Genomic DNA, 18,276 nt, shown 5'->3' with positions numbered 1-18,276 from the left:
TCGTTTCATTAAAAACAAAAAAACCAAGCCTAAGCTTGGTTTTCTAAATGTATTACACTGAATTAGTCTTCAAAATGAATCACTGTACGGATAGATTTGCCATCATGCATCAAATCAAACGCTTCATTGATTTTGTCGAGCCCCATAGTATGAGTGACAAATGGAGCTAAACGAATGTCTCCACTCATTGCTTCTTCAACCATACCCGGCAGTTGTGAACGACCTTTTACACCGCCAAAAGCAGTCCCTTTCCAAGTACGACCAGTAACCAGTTGGAACGGACGTGTTGAAATCTCTTGGCCTGCACCTGCTACACCAATAATCACCGACTGTCCCCAACCACGGTGAGCACATTCCAATGCTGAGCGCATGACATTGGTGTTACCAATACATTCAAAAGAGTGATCAACTCCCCAACCCGTCATTTCAACAATGACTTCCTGCACAGGACGGTCGTGCTCTTTCGGGTTTACAAAATCCGTTGCTCCAAATTCTGCTGCTAATTTATATTTGTCAGGGTTCGTATCAACCGCAATAATACGACTGGCTTTAGCCTTTTTTGCACCTTGTACAACTGCTAGACCAATACCACCTAAACCAAAGACAGCAACGGTATCGCCCTCTTGTACTTTGGCTGTATTTTTAACTGCACCTAAACCAGTGGTTACGCCGCAGCCCAATAGACACACGTGCTCTGGGTTCGCATCTGGGTTAATCTTCGCCAAAGATACTTCAGCCACTACAGTATATTCAGAAAAAGTTGAACAGCCCATATAGTGGTAAATCGGTTGACCATTGTATGAGAACCGAGTGGTACCATCTGGCATCAAACCTTTACCTTGAGTTGCACGAACAGCTACACATAAATTGGTTTTACCTGACTGGCAGAATAAACACTCGCCACACTCAGCTGTATATAGTGGAATAACATGATCGCCCGGCTGAACGCTAGTGACACCTTCACCCACCTGAACCACGATACCCGCACCTTCATGGCCTAAAACCGCAGGAAAAACACCTTCAGGATCATCACCAGATAAAGTAAATGCATCGGTATGGCAAACACCTGTATGCGTAATCTTGACTAAAACTTCACCTTTTTGCGGTGGAGCAACATCAATTTCTACAATTTCCAGAGCTTGTCCTGGTCCAAAGGCAACGGCCGCACGTGATTTCATTTTCGCTATCCTTAACAGCTATTTAACAGATGAGCTACAGTAACCGCTTTTTATTCACGGTTTCAACCTATAACATGTGAAATATATAACTTATAAAAATTAGGTCTTTAAAACCAATATGCAGATATCAACTTTTTGTAGACCACTAATTGTACTGAGTACAGCTTTTACACTCGCGGGATGCCAACTCGCCCCCAATCAGGCTAAGCCCTCAGCCCCAGTCGAAGTTTTTGCACAGCATTGGCTCAATGAGCAAGACGTATCTACACAGCAAAAGCAAGGGCTTACAGCCTATTTGGCGCTTGATGAGGCTTTCATGAGTATTGCTTCACGTCTACATTTGATTCGCGAAGCTAAACACAGTCTGGATGTTCAATACTATATTTGGGGGGATGACTTTATTGGTCATATGATGTTACATGAACTGCTAAATGCTGCGGATCGTGGTGTAAAAGTACGTTTATTAATTGATGACCAAAACGGCACTGCATTAGATGAAACGTTCAAAACATTAGTCGCTCATCCCAATTTTGAAATTAAATTGTTCAATCCTTACAAATACAGACATTTACGTGTGATTGATTATGCTTTCCGCTTCAAGCACATCAACCATCGTATGCATAATAAACTTATCATTGCCGATGGCGCCATTGCCGTAACTGGTGGTCGTAACATCAGTAGTGAATACTTTGACGCCAGTGAAAACTTCCAATTTACCGATTTAGACATTTTGTTTTATGGGCAAGCTGTAGAGCAAGCCAATCGTGTATTTCTAGACTTTTGGAATGATGACTTAAGCTACGCTGTACCACAATTAATCGGTCAAGGAACTCAACAAGCGCTGACTGATTTAAGACAACATTACGAAGCTGATGCTTTAGATAAAAACGTCATTGAGCGAAAAATTGATCGGGCACGATCAGAAGTCAATACAGAGCTGAATCAACACCCTGTAAATTGGGCTAAAGCACATTTTATTGCAGACTCTCCCAATAAAATTCGTGCGAATGCAAAGCCTCATGAAATGATTGTCAATCAAATGTTTAATTTGATGGGCAAGCCCGAACAGCATATGGAGTTAGTTTCAGCTTATTTTGTTCCAACAACGGCTGGTACGGAGTATCTTTCAAGCCTTGCGAAAAATGGTACTCGCGTTCGCGTTCTGACCAACTCTTTATTTGCCAATGATGTGGCAATCGTTCATGCATTTTATAAAAAATATCGCCACGATTTACTTAAAAATGGCGTAAAGCTGTATGAGTTTAAACCTTATATTGAAAGAGAAAATCGAACATGGTATGAAGTTGCTACAGGTAATGTGATTCCAGCAAAAGGCAGAAGCTCATCTCGATTACATGCCAAATTTTTTGACATTGATGGAAAAGTATTCATTGGTTCATTTAACTTCGACCCGCGTTCAGCTCATTTAAATACAGAAGTGGGCTTAGTCGTGGAGTCGGATCAATTACAAAATGCAATTTCTGAAAAGTTAGATCAGTATTTGCCTCATATTGCCTATGAATTAAAACTCGATAAACAAGGGCAACTCATTTGGCTCGACCGTCAAAGAGATGGCACTATTATTGAACACCACAAAGAACCCGAAACAACCAAATTCCAAAGATTTATGATGAAAACTGTCTCATATTTACCTATTGAATGGATGATGTAATGACAAAGAGATGATGATTAAACATTTTAACTCACTTACTCTGACTCACTATACACTGCACAAAGTCTTCATATTGATCATTTGGTTTAAAAAATAAGTTGAGCTAAAAGCCAAATGTAGTGAACGTTATGAAAAAATAAGCCCAAACTCATCTTATTTAATACTTAAATTCGCTCATAGCTTTGAAAGATTTTACTCACTCCAGACTTTGATTTAACATATCCAACTTTCGTTATATCCCTCCTTTTAAAGCTCAGTAATGCAATTTTTTGATTTAAGCCAACAGTTTAATTTAAGCAATATTTTAACCCCATATAAAACACTTGATGATTTGGCTAAGCAAGAGTGGGTTCTAAGTAAAGTTCGTGTAGAGCATGATTGTTTAAGTGATCAAGACAATATAGAAGGACAAGTGGTTTTAAAGTCCAACGAAAATATTCAAATCGAACTCGAATGGCTCATCCAAGATACTGGACATGAACTATTGATCCAGTTTAAAGGAATAGAAACGCCAGTAACCGAAGAAACCTTTGTCCTCATCAAAGGTGCCCAGTTAATAGATGAAAGTCGGAGTCCTCTTTCCTCAAGTGCACTCAGTCTCTGGCTAGATGGAACTTTATTTCCCTTACTACCACAACTACGCCAGCAAATTAAAGCACGATTGAATCTATGGGACTATGTTGAATATGATGATTAATACAAATCATTTATCCATCAGATCAACTAAAATGACTTAAAGTAAGCCTATTTCTTTAAATAAGCATTGATAAGCATCAGCTTTTTTCTCTAAAGCCAAAGGATAAGCGCGCGAAGAGGATGGCATGCGATACAGACTCAAGTCTCGTCCTGCAAAATGTGTCTCAGACTTCATTCCAATTTGTGGTTTTAAGGTCCCATTAGGCATAGACAGCATGAGCGTATCAGTGGCTTTATCACCGGTGGTCATGACATTACGACACTCGGGCATTTGTTTAAGTAAATGTTGTATATTGGTCGGGGTAACGATTTGTAGAAACTTATCCGAAGCATTGCCTTTTTGGCGGATCACTTTATAGGCTGTATCAAATATCGCAATACCTCGTTCATTTAAAAAAGTACGGATTTGTTGTTCTTTAAATGTCTTCTGCTCGATATTGAGAAAATAGTTTTTATCTTGAAAAAAACACAGACCGAATATTTTCCACATATCATTTTGAAAATTTGGATAATAAAAATCCATTTTCCAGCGTGTTTTCGGTGGAGGAAAACTACCTAGCATTAATAATTTGGCATTCTGTGGTAAAAACGGTTTGAGTGGATGTGTTTCAATTTCAACTGAGGTCGTCATAAATTATTTTAAACCCGTTCAAAATGCTGACGTATTTTTTCAGCTACTTGTTTGCCCCATAGCTGATAAATTTCTTTGCTCGGGTGAAAGCCGTCCTCTGCCATATCCAAATTCAGATTTTTAAATTTCTCTAAATCGTATTCAATCCAATCCATCTGCTGTTCTTGCGCAACAAATTGACTGAGTTTTAAATTCATCGCTTTAGCGTATTGACCAAATAACCATGCAAGTGGGTTTGGCAGTGCAGGAAACTGATCCATCGGAGGTACTCCCGATGCAATCGTCAGTTGTGGGCTAAATTTATGTTTGAGTATTTGATAAATTTGTTTCTGTTTTACGATCCAAGCCCGTGGTGAGGTAAATTTTGTAATGTCATTGACACCGACAGAAGTAATAATCACATCAAAATGCCGTGTCTCAAGTGTTTGAATGGCATGAATGACTTGATCTGTGGTGAAGCCAGTCGTTGCATGTAAATAAAATTGAATACTAAATTCAGATGACAGCTCAGCTAAAATTGAACCCAATAATGCATCATCCTGCACATTTACACCAACACCTGCTGCCGCTGAGTCACCTAAAATGAGTAATGACAGTGTTTTGCCTACACCTTTTTTTCCAACACGCTCACCAATTGGCTCGGGCAGTCGTGGTGTATTTTTTTTTACTTGGTAACCCTGTAAAAGAATGACAGGAACTAAAACAAGTGTATAAATTTTTAAGCGCATGTTAGCTAACTAGATCTTCGGTAGCCTAAATATAAAAACAGTATACGTTGAATTGAATCCATGCAAAGAATGAAAAACTGTAAAGTTAAAAAACATATTTAGAAAACTGCCATAACACACAAAGTAAACATGTGGCATTTCCTACATTCAAATTCACTATTTTTAATATATGAACGACCATAAACGTGCCAGTCGAGCGATTTATACTCTCAGTAGATCAAGTCAAAAATCCATCTCTTTTCAGCTTATTTTTTATTTTTCTAAATGACAAATATAATCAACCACTTCGCTTGCCATCATACTAAAGCGACTATTGGCAGGCACATCAAAACTTTCACCCGCATGATAAAGCATCATCTCAGTCTGTAACCCAATTTTGACTTGGCATTGACCTGAAACAATTTCAATATGTTCCGCAACATGTGTTTCAAAAGTTAAAGGTTGATCTGTAGGCAAAATAACCCCTAGGGTCTTTTGTGAACCATCTTCACATTGAATGACATGACTGATTGAGCGCCCACCAAAGTGAACATTGGGTTTTTTTCTTACCGAAACAAAGTCGAACTGATTTGACATCTTCATCACCTCTTTTCTTCAATGCTACACTGATTTTATGACTAACTCATGAATCCATTCAAATGCTCATCTGACATAACAGTATTTGTTTAGAAATACCCTGACATTGTTCAAGATAAAAAGGCTGATTTACAGCCTTTTTATCTCAAGGATTAGCCCAGTTTATTAACCAATTTCAGTGGTAGAACTTTCATTGCTAAACCGAGCGGTAACCAAGGCCATTTAGGAACATAGGCTTTTACGGGAGCTTTTTCAATTTCTGCTGCCAAGAGTCGTGAACCTGTTTTTTCATCCACTTCAAAAGGCAGTGGTTTAGCACCCTCGTTGATTTCGGTACGAATATAGCCAGGGAAAATCGTGGTGACTTTGATTGGGGTATTCAGCAGTTCTGCACGGATCCCTTCAGCCAAATGTGCAACACCTGCTTTACTTGCACCGTATGCTGTCAAATGTTTCGGCATACCACGGACTGCACTCATAGACGAGATAACAACCAAATGTCCTGCATTTTGCTCACGGAAAATTTCAACCGCAGCTTCACACTGTGCCAAAGCTGAAATAAAGTTGGTTTCTACCGTAGCTTTATTAATTGCAAAACTTCCTTTACCAATACGACGCCCATCACCAATTCCAGCATTGACAATGACTCGATCTAAATGACCAAAGTCTTGTTTAAATGCGCGAAACACTTCGAAGACTTGTTCATAATTGGTCACATCTAAAACTTTAGTTATGACTTTTACCCCGTACTGGCTTTCAAGTTCTTGCTTTAAGCTTTCAAGACGTTCCAAGCGCCGTGCACAAATAGCCAAATTGTAGCCTTTCTGTGCAAATTCGCGTGCCATACCTGCACCAATACCAGAACTTGCCCCTGTAATTAAAATTGTTTTAGCCATGTCTTAATCCTTCCCTTAGATCCATGTCAATAAGTTTGAGTTTTCGGCTTTAATAAAATGATGTTCATTGAGGCTTAACAGTTGTGGTTCATTCCCCACCAAGCGCAAAGTGGTCATACTACTGTTGGCAATGGCCCAATTTAAAGCGAAGGTTTTATTTGGACTCAGTCCTAACAGCTTACCAGCCACCACAGAAATTACACCGCCTGACGTAAATACCACTGCATAACGAGGCTTAGTTTTTGCAAGTTCATCACACAAATCTTGTAAAGCACCTTCAATACGACTTTTAAAAGCAGGCCACGATTCATCATATTCATGATGATAGTCACCACCTGTCCAGCGTTCAATTGCCCCTTCAAATATCTTGGCCAAATAAGCACGTGGATTGGATTCTTTGGCCACATCAGCTTTGAGTAAGTGCGGCTCATTAAAACGCGGTTCATAGTGAGCAAAGACTTGCTGATGATTAAACTCATTCCATGCAGAATTGGTCAAAACATCCACTTCAGGAAAACATTCCGCCAAAGAAATACACGCGGTTTGCTGATGTCGTTGCATAGAGCCAGACACCGCTACAGGTGCTTCTTTTAAAATTTGATCAAAATATTGACCCAAAATTTTGGCTTGCAACTCCCCATTTGGTGAAAGTTGGTCATAACTTTCAGCACCAAAAGATGCTTGTCCGTGGCGAATGAAATAAATAGTGGTCATTTACCTAAAATTTCCTTCATTTTGACAATATATTTTTGTGCGACATCATTGGCCTCAATTTTCTGTAAACCAATCAGTTTGAGCGCGCGAATGTGTAAAGCATGAATGACTATCCAAAAATCTTTAAAGGCAGGGTTATTGGTCTGTTTATGGTGATAACGATAATAAATCTGTTGTGCAATTACAGCTAAACGGAAAATGCCAAAGACTTCATAGAAAGTCCAATTGTCCGTTTCTAAGCCTGTTTTTTCTAAATAATAATCCACCACTTGTTTACGTGTGAACATTCCCTTTAAGTTAGTCGGCTGGCGACGTGTCGCTTTAAACAAAGCATTGTCAGATTCTTCAACCCAATAAGCCAAAGCCGAACCTAAGTCCATGAGTGGATCGCCAAGCGTTGCCATTTCCCAATCTAAAACGCCAATAATTTGCGTCGGATGATTCGGATCTAAAATGACATTATCAAAACGCCAATCATTATGAATCACACAGGTTTTTGAATCCGCAGGAATGTTGTCTTTGAGCCAATTCCGCACATATTTAAATGAAGGCACATTAATGGTTTTGGCTTTCTGAAAGCGTGCATCCCAACCTTCAACTTGACGGCGGCAGTAACCCTCACCCTTGCCTAGGTTTTCCAGTTCTGTGCCTTGATAAGGTACTTGATGCAACTCGATGAGTTTATCAATCACATTGACACATAACTCACGAACTTGGGTTTCACTGAAATTCAACTCTCTAGGTAAATTAGCACGTGGAATAATACCTTCGACACGTTTCATTACATAGAAGTCGCAACCAATAACAGATTCGTCCTGACATAAAGCGACCATTTCAGGTAAAACAGGATAAAAAGGACTTAAGTTCTTTTGTACATGATATTCACGTGCCATGTCATGTGCAGATTTGGCTTTGGTCCCTTTAGGCGGGCGACGTAAAATCAGGTCAAGATTGTCGTATTTCAACCGATACGTCCAGTTCGATGCACCACCAGAGTATTGTGTCACCTCGACCGGCCCTTGTAGATCGACACCTTGTGCTTTAAGCCAATTTTCCACAGCTACAGCGTCTAGTTCTTCACCTGCTCGAACTGTTCCACCTACATCAATCGCTGACATTTTCTTTTTCCCAAACTATCAATCTTTTCTTCACGGTTTAGAAGATCATCTATTCTTTTTAAACTGCGAACCAAATAGATGATCTATCCCACTCTTATTTTTTACGACGTGTACTATGTCCACGTTTTGCTAACTCTAATTTGGCAATCATGCCTTTATGCACTTCATCTGGTCCATCTGCCAAACGCAGTGAACGAGCTTGAGCAAAGAAGCCAGTCAAAGGTGTATCTCGTGATACTCCTGCACCGCCGTGAATTTGAATGGCCATATCGACCACTTTTTCAAGCACACTTGGTGCAACCACTTTGATGGCAGAGATTTCTGTTAATGCCGCCATATTCCCTAAAGTATCCATTTTATACGCAGCATACAAGGTTAATAAACGTGCTTGATCAATCGCAACACGCGCATCTGCCACACGCTCTAGGTTCCCACCTAGTTTTAAAATTTCTTTGCCAAATGCAGTACGACTCATCCCACGGTCAATCATTAACTCTAAAGATTTTTCCGCAGCCCCAATACAACGCATGCAGTGATGAATACGTCCAGGCCCTAAACGACCTTGCGCAATCTCAAAACCTTGACCTGCGCCACCAATAAAGTTAGAAACAGGTACACGAACATTATTAAAGCTAATTTCGCCGTGACCATGTGGAGCATCATAGTCACCAAAGACTGGTAACATCCGTTCTATTTTGACTCCAGCAGTTTCAACAGGCACTAGAACCATCGAATGTTGATGGTGGCGATCTTTGGTTTCATCGGGTGTATGCGCCATAAAAATAATAATTTTGGCATTTGGGTCACCTAAGCCTGAAGACCACCATTTACGTCCATTTAAAACAATTTCATCGCCTTCGATCACAGCTGTTGCTTGCATATTGGTCGCATCAGATGAAGCAACAGCAGGTTCTGTCATACAGAAAACAGAGCGAATTTTTCCATCTAGGAGTTGAGTCAACCATTGTTGCTTTTGCTCTTCTGAACCATAACGCCATAATACCTCCATATTGCCACTGTCAGGTGCATTACAGTTAAATACGGTCGGCGCAAGAAGACTCCGACCTGTGAGTTCTGCAATGTGAGCATACTCTTGTACGGATAGACCTTGGCCCAACTCTGGACACGGCAAAAACATATTCCATAACCCAGCAGCTTTTGCTTTTGCTTTTAGCACTTCAAGTTGTACAGGCCACTGCCATTTAGTCCAGTCCCCACCTTGATTGAGCTCATGTACTTCATGCCAGAACTCGGTTTCAATAGGTTCAATTTCATTTTGAATAAATTGTTTAGTACGTTGTACATAATCTTGAGCACGTGCCGATAGTTCAAACATGACGACTTCCTTCGATATATTTTGATATTTTCGCTTTACATCAACATAACCTGAAAACTAATATGAACAAAATGATTTTATTTTATAGACAAACATGACTAATATTCATAGTAAGTCCCCTATCGACATGGGACTTTTTCATCGTATTGATATTAATTTATACCCACTTTTTATTGCCATTTATGAGCAAAAAAGTATTTCAAAAGCAGCGCAGATCTTGTCGATTACACAATCTGCGGCAAGCCATGCCTTGCAACGCTTACGGGGGCATTTAAAAGATGATTTGTTCGTTCGTTCGGGCAGCCAAATGCTTCCAACCCCTTTTGCCGAGCAAAGTTATCCCATCATTAAAAGTGCTCTAATTGCAATTCAAAGTATCTCTATTCAGCAGCAAAGCTTTGATCCAAACATGGTAAACAGCTTAAAAATTGCCATTCATGATGAAATCGAACCTATTATTTTCCCAAAGTTAGTTGCTCACTTTCAGAAACTTGGCTTAAGTATTCAATTCGTAAGTAGCAAACTCGACCGCAAAACAGTCGATGCTGATTTGGTTTCTCAGCAAATTGATTTTGTGATTGACTTAGAGCAAAATTTTGGTGAAAGAATTCAATTTAATAGCTTAGTTAAGGACCAATTTGTCGCATGTACACTACTTAAACAGATTGATGCGAATACTTACTTGGCTGCCCCACATATTGGTGTGTCTTCGCGGCGCACTGGCATTTTGGTTGAAGACATTTATTTAAATCGGAAACAACTATCTCGGCAAGTCTTTTTACGCTGTCAACACTATTCCACTGCATTGCAAATTTTAGAGCAATACCCCAATGCAATTTTAACGATTCCTAAAAATATTCTGACTCATCTCAATATCTCTCCATCTCTCAATATTTATGATGTACCTATTGAACTGCCGAAAATGAATATTGGTATTTATTGGCATAAGAATTTGTCTGAGAATAAAAGACATCTTTTTTTGAAATCTGAAATTTTTAAAATTTTTGCTTAGGCTATTTGTTATTATATTTTTTTTGCTTAGGCTATTTTATGGAGTCAACCTAACCCGTATATAGATGCTTAATAGAAAGATTTTTTGTACCTTGATTAACAAAACTATCATCCATTGGTTTAGTTTATTCATTATCGAGGCAGTGACAAAAAATTGTATCTGTATCCTAAATCACCATGTCAGTGTTCATGGTTAGACCGTATGGATGATGTAGTTGTGAATGTAGATAGATGTAAAAGTAGGCGATGAAATATGCATATTAAGCTTTGGTTGAAATCAAAGCATACACATCAGGATTTTGTTTTTTATAAAAATTATCTTAAATTATAAGCTTTCTGCTTTGCTTTCCAGACTGCATATCTAATGAAAACATGACTTTAAATTTGATGCTAATTCGCTTTATTGAATAACAGAATCGTAAACTCAGATCAAAGCTAATCCTACTAAATAGTCGCTTATTCTAAGCAGAAGCTTTAAAATAGAGATAAAAGACAACTGTAATGAATTAGCACATATAGGTATGCAACAACAAAAACCACACTATCCTTTGGGAGCTCATCTCATAGTCAAGCATTTTGGCTATACGCATCACGGCATCTATGCTGGGCGTGGGCGTGTGATTCATTATTCAGGTTTTGCTCATCTTTTTAGAAAGCACCCCATTGAAATGACCTCGATTGAAAATTTCAGTCATGGACGTAAAATTATTGTTAATCAATACCAAAACCCAAAGTATAAGGGCCGTAAGGTTGTGCGACGAATGCGGTCACGTATGCATGAAAACAACTATCATCTTATTATTAACAACTGTGAACACTTGTGTACCTGGGCCATTACGGGCGTTGAAAGCAGCCCACAAGTCATTAAGATGATGAACCGACTGACGACTATTGGTTACGTCAGTTCTGTAATGAGCTTTATGAACAGCCTCATGTTAACGCTCACCACGACCTGTTTTGCTTTGGTACTCTATATCAAGAAAAAATTACGTGATAAAGCCAAACGGCAGATTGGTAACTATCTTGAGTTTAAAGAACAACGCTCTAAAAAAAATCACTAACGCGAACGAAGTTGAAATGGCGGAAACTTATCTTCAACCAAATTGAGTTGAATATCATACTCTAACCAAGCTTTCGCACCATCAAGCACGGTCGTAAAACCACCCGTAGCATCCATCACGTAATGCATCAACTCATTGCCCTGAAGCTCAATGTCATAGTTTCGAATCATGACATAGGTATTCATACTGTCGATTTGCTCAAATACGAAGTCAACTTTGGTTCTAGGTGCTCCCCATTCAATACTAATAAGTTCATGCTCAACGACTTGTAATACATGAATAGAGTGCGTAATTTGGTATTTATCCCATGTCCAATCCACAACAGCCCCTTTTTCAATATAACCCGATGACTGACTGAACCAAAATTTAGTGGTAATGAGTGGGTCAACGAAAGCATTAAACACAATATTCACAGAACGCCGAATCAACATTTGGGTTTCAATTACTGTAGTCATTTTTATATCCTAATCATTTTTAAGCTTAGTGATAGCACATCTTAATGAACCAAGAATATCGAAGAATTGTTATGGCTTAGATGATGCCGATCTTCTCTTGAGTATTTGTTTTAGTTAACGCAGATTCGCTTTATGTGGACTCATTTCGGGAGGTAGAGGATGTTTGAGAGAGCTGAGCATTTCACGTTCTATTCCACGAACAATTGCATCCAAAGCCAAATCGTTTTCCTGAAGCCCAAAAGGTTCTTCTAACTCTGCACTTAACGCATCTAAACCTAAAACAAGATAAGCAATTAATGCCACGATCACAGGTGACCAGAAACCTAAACTGGAACTTAGGCTAAAGGGCAAAATCACGCAGAAAGAATACACGGCGCGATGTAATAGAACAGAATAAGAGAATGGTAATGGCGTCGATGAAATACGATCGCAACCTGCATGAATATCTCCCATTGCAACTGTATGCTGGCGTAAACCACTGTAAATAATGTCGCTAATTTCTCCTTCCTTATAAAGGACGGTCAAATCTTTTTGTGCAAGCTCTAATACGTATTGAGGTTGATTTGAGTGATTCTTTAACACTTGCCACTCTTCATCTTTGAATTGTGTTTTTTCTCGATAATGTTCAAATGCATAGCTTTGTTTGCGTAAACGGTCACGGAGTAAATGACTAAATAACATGACGCGATACATTAAAACTTCACGCGCTGTATCATTTAATACATAACTATCACGAATTATATGTCTCGAATTGGCAATCAATGCACCCCACAGCTTGCGCCCCTCCCACCAACGGTCATAACATGCCGTATTTCGAAAACTTAAAAATATAGAAAGAATCACACCAAACACGGTGAAACCAATAGTTGGTACCGCAGGAACAGAAACAAAATGCTGTGTAGATAAATATACCAATAGCGTTGAAATCAGAACACCAACCATTAGTGCAGGAAAAACCTTGGGGAGTATGGTGCCACGCCATGCAAAGAGTAATGCAAAACTATTGGTTTTATCTCGAACAATCACAGTTCATTCCTCTTGATTTCGCTACGAAAAGGCTCAACCGAAGTTGAGCCTTATATCTATTTTCACATCCATAAAAGCATAGCTTTATTTAGTGTTTAAGCAAAAGCCTTATTTCGGCTTAAAACTATCTTTTAAGTCCAAAATACGGTTAAACACTGGTTTATCACTGCTATGGTCGTACTGATCTGCAACAAAATAACCTTCACGTTCAAACTGGAAACGTTCTTCAGGCTGTGCTTGTGCAAGTGCAGGCTCAATCACTGCTTGTACAGTTTTCAATGACTCAGGGTTGAGATGTACAAGGAAATCATCATCCGCATCAGGTGCTGCTTCGTTAAATAAACGATCATAAATACGGACTTCAGCTGGAATACCTTTAGTCGCAGATACCCAATGAATCACACCTTTAACTTTACGACCTTCAGGATTTTTACCTAAAGTTTCAGGGTCAATTGAACATTTCAACTCCACCACTTCACCGTTTTCATCTTTAATTACTTCATCACACTTAATCACATAAGCATGACGTAGACGAACTTCACCACCCGGAATTAAACGCTTGAAGCCTTTTGGTGGTTCTTCTTCAAAGTCTTTACGGTCGATATAAATTTCAGATGTTAATGGGATCACACGCTCACCCATGTCTACATTTGGATGACGTGAATGAGTTAAATCTATATCGTTAGGCAAATTTGTGAGTGTGACTTTGAGTGGATTCAATACTGCCATACCACGAGCAGCTGTATTTTCCAAAGACTGACGGATGCAGTATTCAAGCATTGCAACATCAACAATACCATCTGACTTCGATACACCTACACGCTTACAGAAGTCACGTAGACCTTCTGGGGTAAAACCACGACGTCGCATACCGACAACCGTTGGCATACGTGGGTCATCCCAGCCATTAACATAACCACCTTCAACCAATTTACGTAATTTACGCTTAGAGGTAATGGTGTAGTCTACATTTAATCGACTCGACTCATACTGACGTGGTACTGCTTCCGAGTGAACTTTTTCAACCACCCAGTCATAAAACGGACGGTGGTCTTGGAACTCTAGGGTACACAATGAGTGAGTAATCCCTTCAATTGCATCTGATAATGGATGCGCATAGTCGTACATTGGGTACATTTTCCATTTATCACCTGTTTGGTGATGCTCTGAATGGAGTACACGGTACAAAATAGGGTCACGCATATGCACATTTGGAGATGCCATATCAATCTTGGCACGCAGAACAGCTTCACCTTCTGCAAACTCACCATTGTTCATTTTTTCAAAACGCGCAAGGTTTTCTTCAACTGAAGTATCGCGATAAGGCGAGTTTTTACCTGGCTCAATAAAGTTACCGCGGTTCAAACGGATTTCTTCAGGTGACTGTAAATCAACGTAAGCATCACCCTGTTTAATCAGTTGAATCGCCCATGCATGGAGTTGATCGAAATAGCTTGACGCATAGCGTGGTTCGCCATTCCATTCAAAACCTAACCACTTAACGTCATTGGCGATCCCATCGACATATTCTTGTTCTTCTGCATCAGGGTTGGTGTCATCAAAACGGAGGTTGCAAGAACCATCAAATTCGTTAGCAATACCAAAGTTTAGGCAAATCGCTTTCACGTGGCCAATATGTAAATAACCATTCGGCTCTGGTGGAAAACGTGTGACAACTTTTTGCGTACGTCCTTCGGCCAAATCTTCGGTAATCACTTGGCGCACAAAGTCTAAGCCTGGCTGTTGTTCTTGCTGCGCTGCGACAGAGGCATTGTTACTTGGTGTCGGGTTATTTGGCAGTGTTGAAACAACATCATTCGGCTTCATAGTTTAAAAATCACTTTGATGAAAAAATTGAGGAAAAACAGGCTGTGCTACATCAGCATAATTCTAACCGATCTATCGGCTAATTTATGAATATTTTACAGCCCCTTAAACGATATTTGATCTATTTTACAAAGAAAATAACGTTTTTACTTGCCTTGTAGTTTACAGTTTGCTTATGCTTCTCACAACCAAAAAACCCATGGCTTTGATGTCCATGATCAGGAGATTACACAATGAGTTTTCCTCAAGTCGAATTAAACACCAATAAAGGTCGTATTATTCTTGAACTTAACAACGAAAAAGCACCGATTACTGTTGCTAACTTCTTAGAATACGTACGTGACGGTTTCTATGACGGCGTAATTTTCCACCGCGTGATCGACGGCTTCATGATCCAAGGTGGTGGTATGGATGAAAACTTCAAAGAAAAAGCAACACGTGATGCAATTGAAAACGAAGCTGATAACGGCTTAACCAATGACCTTGGTACAATTGCAATGGCACGTACACAAGCACCTCACTCGGCATCTGCTCAGTTCTTTATTAACGTGGGTAACAACTCGTTCCTTAACCACTCGGGCAAAACGGCTCAAGGTTGGGGTTATGCAGTTTTCGGTAAAGTAACTGAAGGCCTAGACGTAGTAAACGAAATTAAAGGCGTTCGTACTGGCAACCGTGGCTACCATGCTGACGTTCCACTAGAAAACGTTGTAATTGAATCTGCTAAGATTATTTCTGAATAAAAATCCCTCCTAACCTCCCTTTAAAAAAGGGAGGAAGTCCCTCTTTTTAAAGAGGGATTTAGGGAGATTAAATTAAAATGGAAACTTCCGTGACCTATCTGTTTATCGCCGATTTACACTTGTCACCAGATCACCCTCGACTCATTCGGGGGTTTTTAGATTTATTAGATGCTTATAAAAACAAGAATACCCAGCTGTATATTTTAGGTGATTGGTTCAACGCATGGATTGGCGACGACTACACAGCTCCTTGGCTAGATGAAATCGTAAGTGCGCTACAACAATTTTCAAATGCAGGCAATCATATCTACTTCTTAACAGGTAACCGTGATTTTGCTCTTGGACAAACATTTCTTGATCAATTCAATGGGGAACTTTTATCTGAGATCACGACACTTCATATTGCAGGGAGTATCATTCGTATTGAACATGGTGACCTACTCTGCACGGACGATATATCTTATCAGCGTTTCCGGAAGATTATTCGAAACCCACTATTGCTGAAATTATTAAAAAATACACCTCTCAGCTTTAGACAAAAACTAGCCAACGGCTTCCGTAAAAAAAGTCATCAAGCACAGCAGTTGAAAAGCTATGAAGTGATGGATGTGAATCAAGACGCGGTTCAAACAGCCCTAAAAAATGTCGATTTACTCATCCATGGACATACTCACCGTGCCAATATTCATGATGTCGAAAGTAAAAAAAGAATTGTACTTGGTGACTGGAAAGAAGATTCTGCTCAGATTTTAGAAATTGACCCGACACAAAATGATCATGCATTGTATTTAAACACGTGGCGGTATTAATCATCTTTTAAACATCTAATCCAAGCACACTATGTCGCCATTAACTTAAAGTACTACAATGATTCATTACTTATGTGTCCGTGTTTTTCTAAGTTCGGTGGGTGTAATTCCAAATAACTGTTTAAATTTACTGGTAAATTTTGATTGTGAATGATAGCCGCATTGCTCTGCAATTAGTCCTATTGGTTCCATTGTTGTTTGTATCAAATGTAAACCATACCCTAGTTTGGTTTGGCGAATCAAAGATAAAATATCAATTTCTTCGGCAATAAGTTTTCTTCTTAAGGTCGATTCACTCATTGCAAGTTGCGTTGATACCCGCTTCATATTCCATGCAATACTCACATCATGACTGATAATGTCATGTATTCGATGCCCAAGAGAAGGATTTCTCGCAATCGCGCCCACATCTGCATACCCTAAACAGTAAAGTAGCTGTAGTATTTCCTGCCTTCTAAAGTGCCACGTCTCAGGTGGGGAGACGAGTGACCATTCAATCAATTGCATTAACGTTGTTTTTAAAATATCGTGTATTTCCCCTTGAAAATAATTTTTCTGACTCACCCCTGCATGTTTGAATTGAACAAAATCCTGATAATCAAACTCTATAAGCACTGCAACATATTCATCATGTTCATTTGGAATATTTCTCATATCTATTTTTGGGCTATTCGATAAAAATACAAAGGAGCCTTGTGGGCATACAATCTCACCACTAGAGCCGAGCTGCTTTTCACCAGAAAGTACAAATATGATTAACGGTTTTATAATCGGAGCACTCAATATAAGTTGCTCTTGTTTAGATGAATACAACGAAAAAGGTAATTTTTTCTTTTCATTTACGAGTTTTTTTACTAACCCTAATACTTCTTGCATACATCAATAATCATATTAATTTTTGATAAAATACAACCTAATGTGAATAAAGTCATATTAAATTCAAATTTTCCCAAAAACACTGTCTAAAGCAGAGTAAATGCTTGAAACAGTGTGAGATGTATTTGGCTATATAGATTAATCACGCTGATATAAAGCAGTTATTGTGCTGGAAGCCAGAGCATTTGCTCGAACCATATACCCTGTTAAAGCACCTGATGCATTTTCAGGTAGATCCAACTTCTTAGATAAAGCAAAAACTGTAAATTGATAACGATGTACACCATGTCCTTGGGGTGGGCATGCACCGCCAAAGCCTGCTACACCATAATCGTTTTTAATACTTAGGCTTCCCTTCGGCGCCAAGTTTCGACTAAGATCACCTGCCCCTGTCGTTAATACAGTCACATCTTTCGGAATATTAACAATTTGCCAGTGCCACCACCCACTCCCCGTTGGAGCATCGGGGTCATACGCTAGAACAGCAAATGCTTCCGTTCCTTTTGGCGCGCCATGCCAAGAAAGTTGTGGTGATAGATTTTGACCATTACACCCAAACCCTTGAAACTCCTGAGCTTGACTCATTAATTGATCTTGTGAAATATCGGTACTTTTCAGTATGAATTCATCGGCCCAAGATGTTGCACCAATACCCAACATACAACTAGAAATCAATAACTTAAAAAATAAATGACGCATATAAGATAACCCTATTGTTATACCTCTTGATATGTAAAGTATAAAATATCTAAATCCAGTCACTTATCCCAAAACCTAGCAACTTTTATCCTTTTAGGTGTCAAATACAAATCAATTTAAATCAATTGCCATAAGCCCGATAGATTACGGCTATCCCAACCATTAACGTTTTACAGTGACCAAGAGAAAACTTATAGATATAAAACAACTCTAAGCCATTGCGA

General features: G+C 39.2%; 19 protein-coding genes. 6 read left to right on the top strand and 13 right to left on the bottom strand.

Going from position 1 to position 18,276, the window contains the following annotated elements; translation table 11 throughout:
- Nucleotides 1-62 precede the first annotated feature (62 nt).
- On the bottom strand, nt 63-1,178 hold the full coding sequence (locus tag GBI16_RS01990) for an S-(hydroxymethyl)glutathione dehydrogenase/class III alcohol dehydrogenase (protein WP_151706416.1): 1,116 nt from the start codon (nt 1,176-1,178) through the stop codon (nt 63-65).
- Nucleotides 1,179-1,296: 118 nt separating this feature from the next.
- Between GBI16_RS01990 and GBI16_RS01985 the strand changes: the two genes are divergently transcribed.
- Together GBI16_RS01985 and GBI16_RS01980 are read left to right on the top strand one after the other, a co-directional pair.
- Nucleotides 1,297-2,850 carry a phospholipase D family protein gene (locus tag GBI16_RS01985; protein ID WP_119063460.1) on the top strand — a complete coding sequence of 518 codons (1,554 nt, stop codon included), beginning with the start codon at nt 1,297-1,299 and terminating at the stop codon, nt 2,848-2,850.
- A gap of 259 nt (nt 2,851-3,109) precedes the next feature.
- Nucleotides 3,110-3,547, top strand: a complete 438-nt coding sequence (locus tag GBI16_RS01980) for a hypothetical protein (RefSeq protein WP_086210059.1) — start codon at nt 3,110-3,112, stop codon at nt 3,545-3,547.
- Nucleotides 3,548-3,583: 36 nt separating this feature from the next.
- Here GBI16_RS01980 and GBI16_RS01975 read toward each other — a convergent pair whose 3' ends face one another.
- The 7 genes from GBI16_RS01975 to GBI16_RS01945 form a co-directional block, all read right to left on the bottom strand.
- The gene (locus GBI16_RS01975) at nt 3,584-4,177 is read right to left on the bottom strand and encodes a uracil-DNA glycosylase family protein (RefSeq protein WP_151706415.1); all 594 of its coding nucleotides are present in this window, start codon (nt 4,175-4,177) and stop codon (nt 3,584-3,586) included.
- 8 nt (nt 4,178-4,185) lie between these two features.
- On the bottom strand, nt 4,186-4,905 hold the full coding sequence (locus tag GBI16_RS01970) for an SGNH/GDSL hydrolase family protein (RefSeq protein WP_151706414.1): 720 nt from the start codon (nt 4,903-4,905) through the stop codon (nt 4,186-4,188).
- Nucleotides 4,906-5,157: 252 nt separating this feature from the next.
- Nucleotides 5,158-5,481 carry a pyrimidine/purine nucleoside phosphorylase gene (locus GBI16_RS01965; protein WP_086210062.1) on the bottom strand — a complete coding sequence of 108 codons (324 nt, stop codon included), beginning with the start codon at nt 5,479-5,481 and terminating at the stop codon, nt 5,158-5,160.
- 152 nt (nt 5,482-5,633) lie between these two features.
- Nucleotides 5,634-6,377 (bottom strand): SDR family oxidoreductase, encoded by a 744-nt coding sequence (locus tag GBI16_RS01960; protein ID WP_086210064.1) that lies wholly within the window; start codon nt 6,375-6,377, stop codon nt 5,634-5,636.
- 15 nt (nt 6,378-6,392) lie between these two features.
- Nucleotides 6,393-7,091, bottom strand: a complete 699-nt coding sequence (locus GBI16_RS01955; protein ID WP_151706413.1) for a histidine phosphatase family protein — start codon at nt 7,089-7,091, stop codon at nt 6,393-6,395.
- A complete protein-coding gene (locus tag GBI16_RS01950; protein ID WP_151706412.1) occupies nt 7,088-8,209 on the bottom strand; it encodes a phosphotransferase family protein in 1,122 nt (373 codons plus the stop codon). Before GBI16_RS01950 ends, GBI16_RS01955 begins: the two co-directional genes overlap by 4 nt.
- 94 nt (nt 8,210-8,303) lie before the next feature.
- Nucleotides 8,304-9,545 carry an acyl-CoA dehydrogenase family protein gene (locus GBI16_RS01945; RefSeq protein WP_086210067.1) on the bottom strand — a complete coding sequence of 414 codons (1,242 nt, stop codon included), beginning with the start codon at nt 9,543-9,545 and terminating at the stop codon, nt 8,304-8,306.
- A 94-nt stretch (nt 9,546-9,639) separates the two neighbouring features.
- Here GBI16_RS01945 and GBI16_RS01940 point away from each other — a divergent pair, with 94 nt between their 5' ends.
- Both GBI16_RS01940 and GBI16_RS01935 read left to right on the top strand, forming a co-directional pair.
- Nucleotides 9,640-10,557 (top strand): LysR family transcriptional regulator, encoded by a 918-nt coding sequence (locus GBI16_RS01940; RefSeq protein WP_151706411.1) that lies wholly within the window; start codon nt 9,640-9,642, stop codon nt 10,555-10,557.
- Nucleotides 10,558-11,077: 520 nt separating this feature from the next.
- Nucleotides 11,078-11,617: a lecithin retinol acyltransferase family protein gene (locus GBI16_RS01935; RefSeq protein WP_151706410.1), complete on the top strand. Its 540-nt coding sequence runs from the start codon at nt 11,078-11,080 to the stop codon at nt 11,615-11,617.
- On the opposite strand, the gene GBI16_RS01930 is transcribed toward GBI16_RS01935, so the two are convergent.
- The 3 genes from GBI16_RS01930 to GBI16_RS01920 all read right to left on the bottom strand — a co-directional run bounded on the left by GBI16_RS01930 (nt 11,614) and on the right by GBI16_RS01920 (nt 14,925).
- Nucleotides 11,614-12,072: an SRPBCC domain-containing protein gene (locus tag GBI16_RS01930; RefSeq protein WP_086210070.1), complete on the bottom strand. Its 459-nt coding sequence runs from the start codon at nt 12,070-12,072 to the stop codon at nt 11,614-11,616. The two genes, GBI16_RS01935 and GBI16_RS01930, sit on opposite strands and share 4 nt — an antisense overlap.
- Nucleotides 12,073-12,186: 114 nt before the next feature.
- Nucleotides 12,187-13,098, bottom strand: a complete 912-nt coding sequence (locus tag GBI16_RS01925; RefSeq protein WP_086210071.1) for a bestrophin family protein — start codon at nt 13,096-13,098, stop codon at nt 12,187-12,189.
- Nucleotides 13,099-13,206: 108 nt separating this feature from the next.
- A complete protein-coding gene (locus tag GBI16_RS01920) occupies nt 13,207-14,925 on the bottom strand; it encodes a glutamine--tRNA ligase/YqeY domain fusion protein (RefSeq protein ID WP_086210072.1) in 1,719 nt (572 codons plus the stop codon).
- Between the two features lie 233 nt (nt 14,926-15,158).
- Here GBI16_RS01920 and GBI16_RS01915 point away from each other — a divergent pair, with 233 nt between their 5' ends.
- Together GBI16_RS01915 and GBI16_RS01910 are read left to right on the top strand one after the other, a co-directional pair.
- On the top strand, nt 15,159-15,668 hold the full coding sequence (locus tag GBI16_RS01915; protein ID WP_086210073.1) for a peptidylprolyl isomerase: 510 nt from the start codon (nt 15,159-15,161) through the stop codon (nt 15,666-15,668).
- Between the two features lie 89 nt (nt 15,669-15,757).
- Nucleotides 15,758-16,477 carry a UDP-2,3-diacylglucosamine diphosphatase gene (locus GBI16_RS01910; RefSeq protein WP_086210239.1) on the top strand — a complete coding sequence of 240 codons (720 nt, stop codon included), beginning with the start codon at nt 15,758-15,760 and terminating at the stop codon, nt 16,475-16,477.
- A gap of 66 nt (nt 16,478-16,543) precedes the next feature.
- Here GBI16_RS01910 and GBI16_RS01905 read toward each other — a convergent pair whose 3' ends face one another.
- Both GBI16_RS01905 and GBI16_RS01900 read right to left on the bottom strand, forming a co-directional pair.
- A complete protein-coding gene (locus GBI16_RS01905) occupies nt 16,544-17,353 on the bottom strand; it encodes an AraC family transcriptional regulator (protein ID WP_086210074.1) in 810 nt (269 codons plus the stop codon).
- 138 nt (nt 17,354-17,491) lie between these two features.
- Nucleotides 17,492-18,013 carry a YbhB/YbcL family Raf kinase inhibitor-like protein gene (locus tag GBI16_RS01900; protein ID WP_228147013.1) on the bottom strand — a complete coding sequence of 174 codons (522 nt, stop codon included), beginning with the start codon at nt 18,011-18,013 and terminating at the stop codon, nt 17,492-17,494.
- Nucleotides 18,014-18,276: the final 263 nt, after the last annotated feature.

The organism is Acinetobacter sp. TUM15064 (assembly GCF_008980265.1).
GTDB lineage: Bacteria > Pseudomonadota > Gammaproteobacteria > Pseudomonadales > Moraxellaceae > Acinetobacter.
The sequence above is the reverse complement of the archived record's forward strand: the minus strand, read 5'-3'. Positions and strand labels throughout refer to the sequence as shown.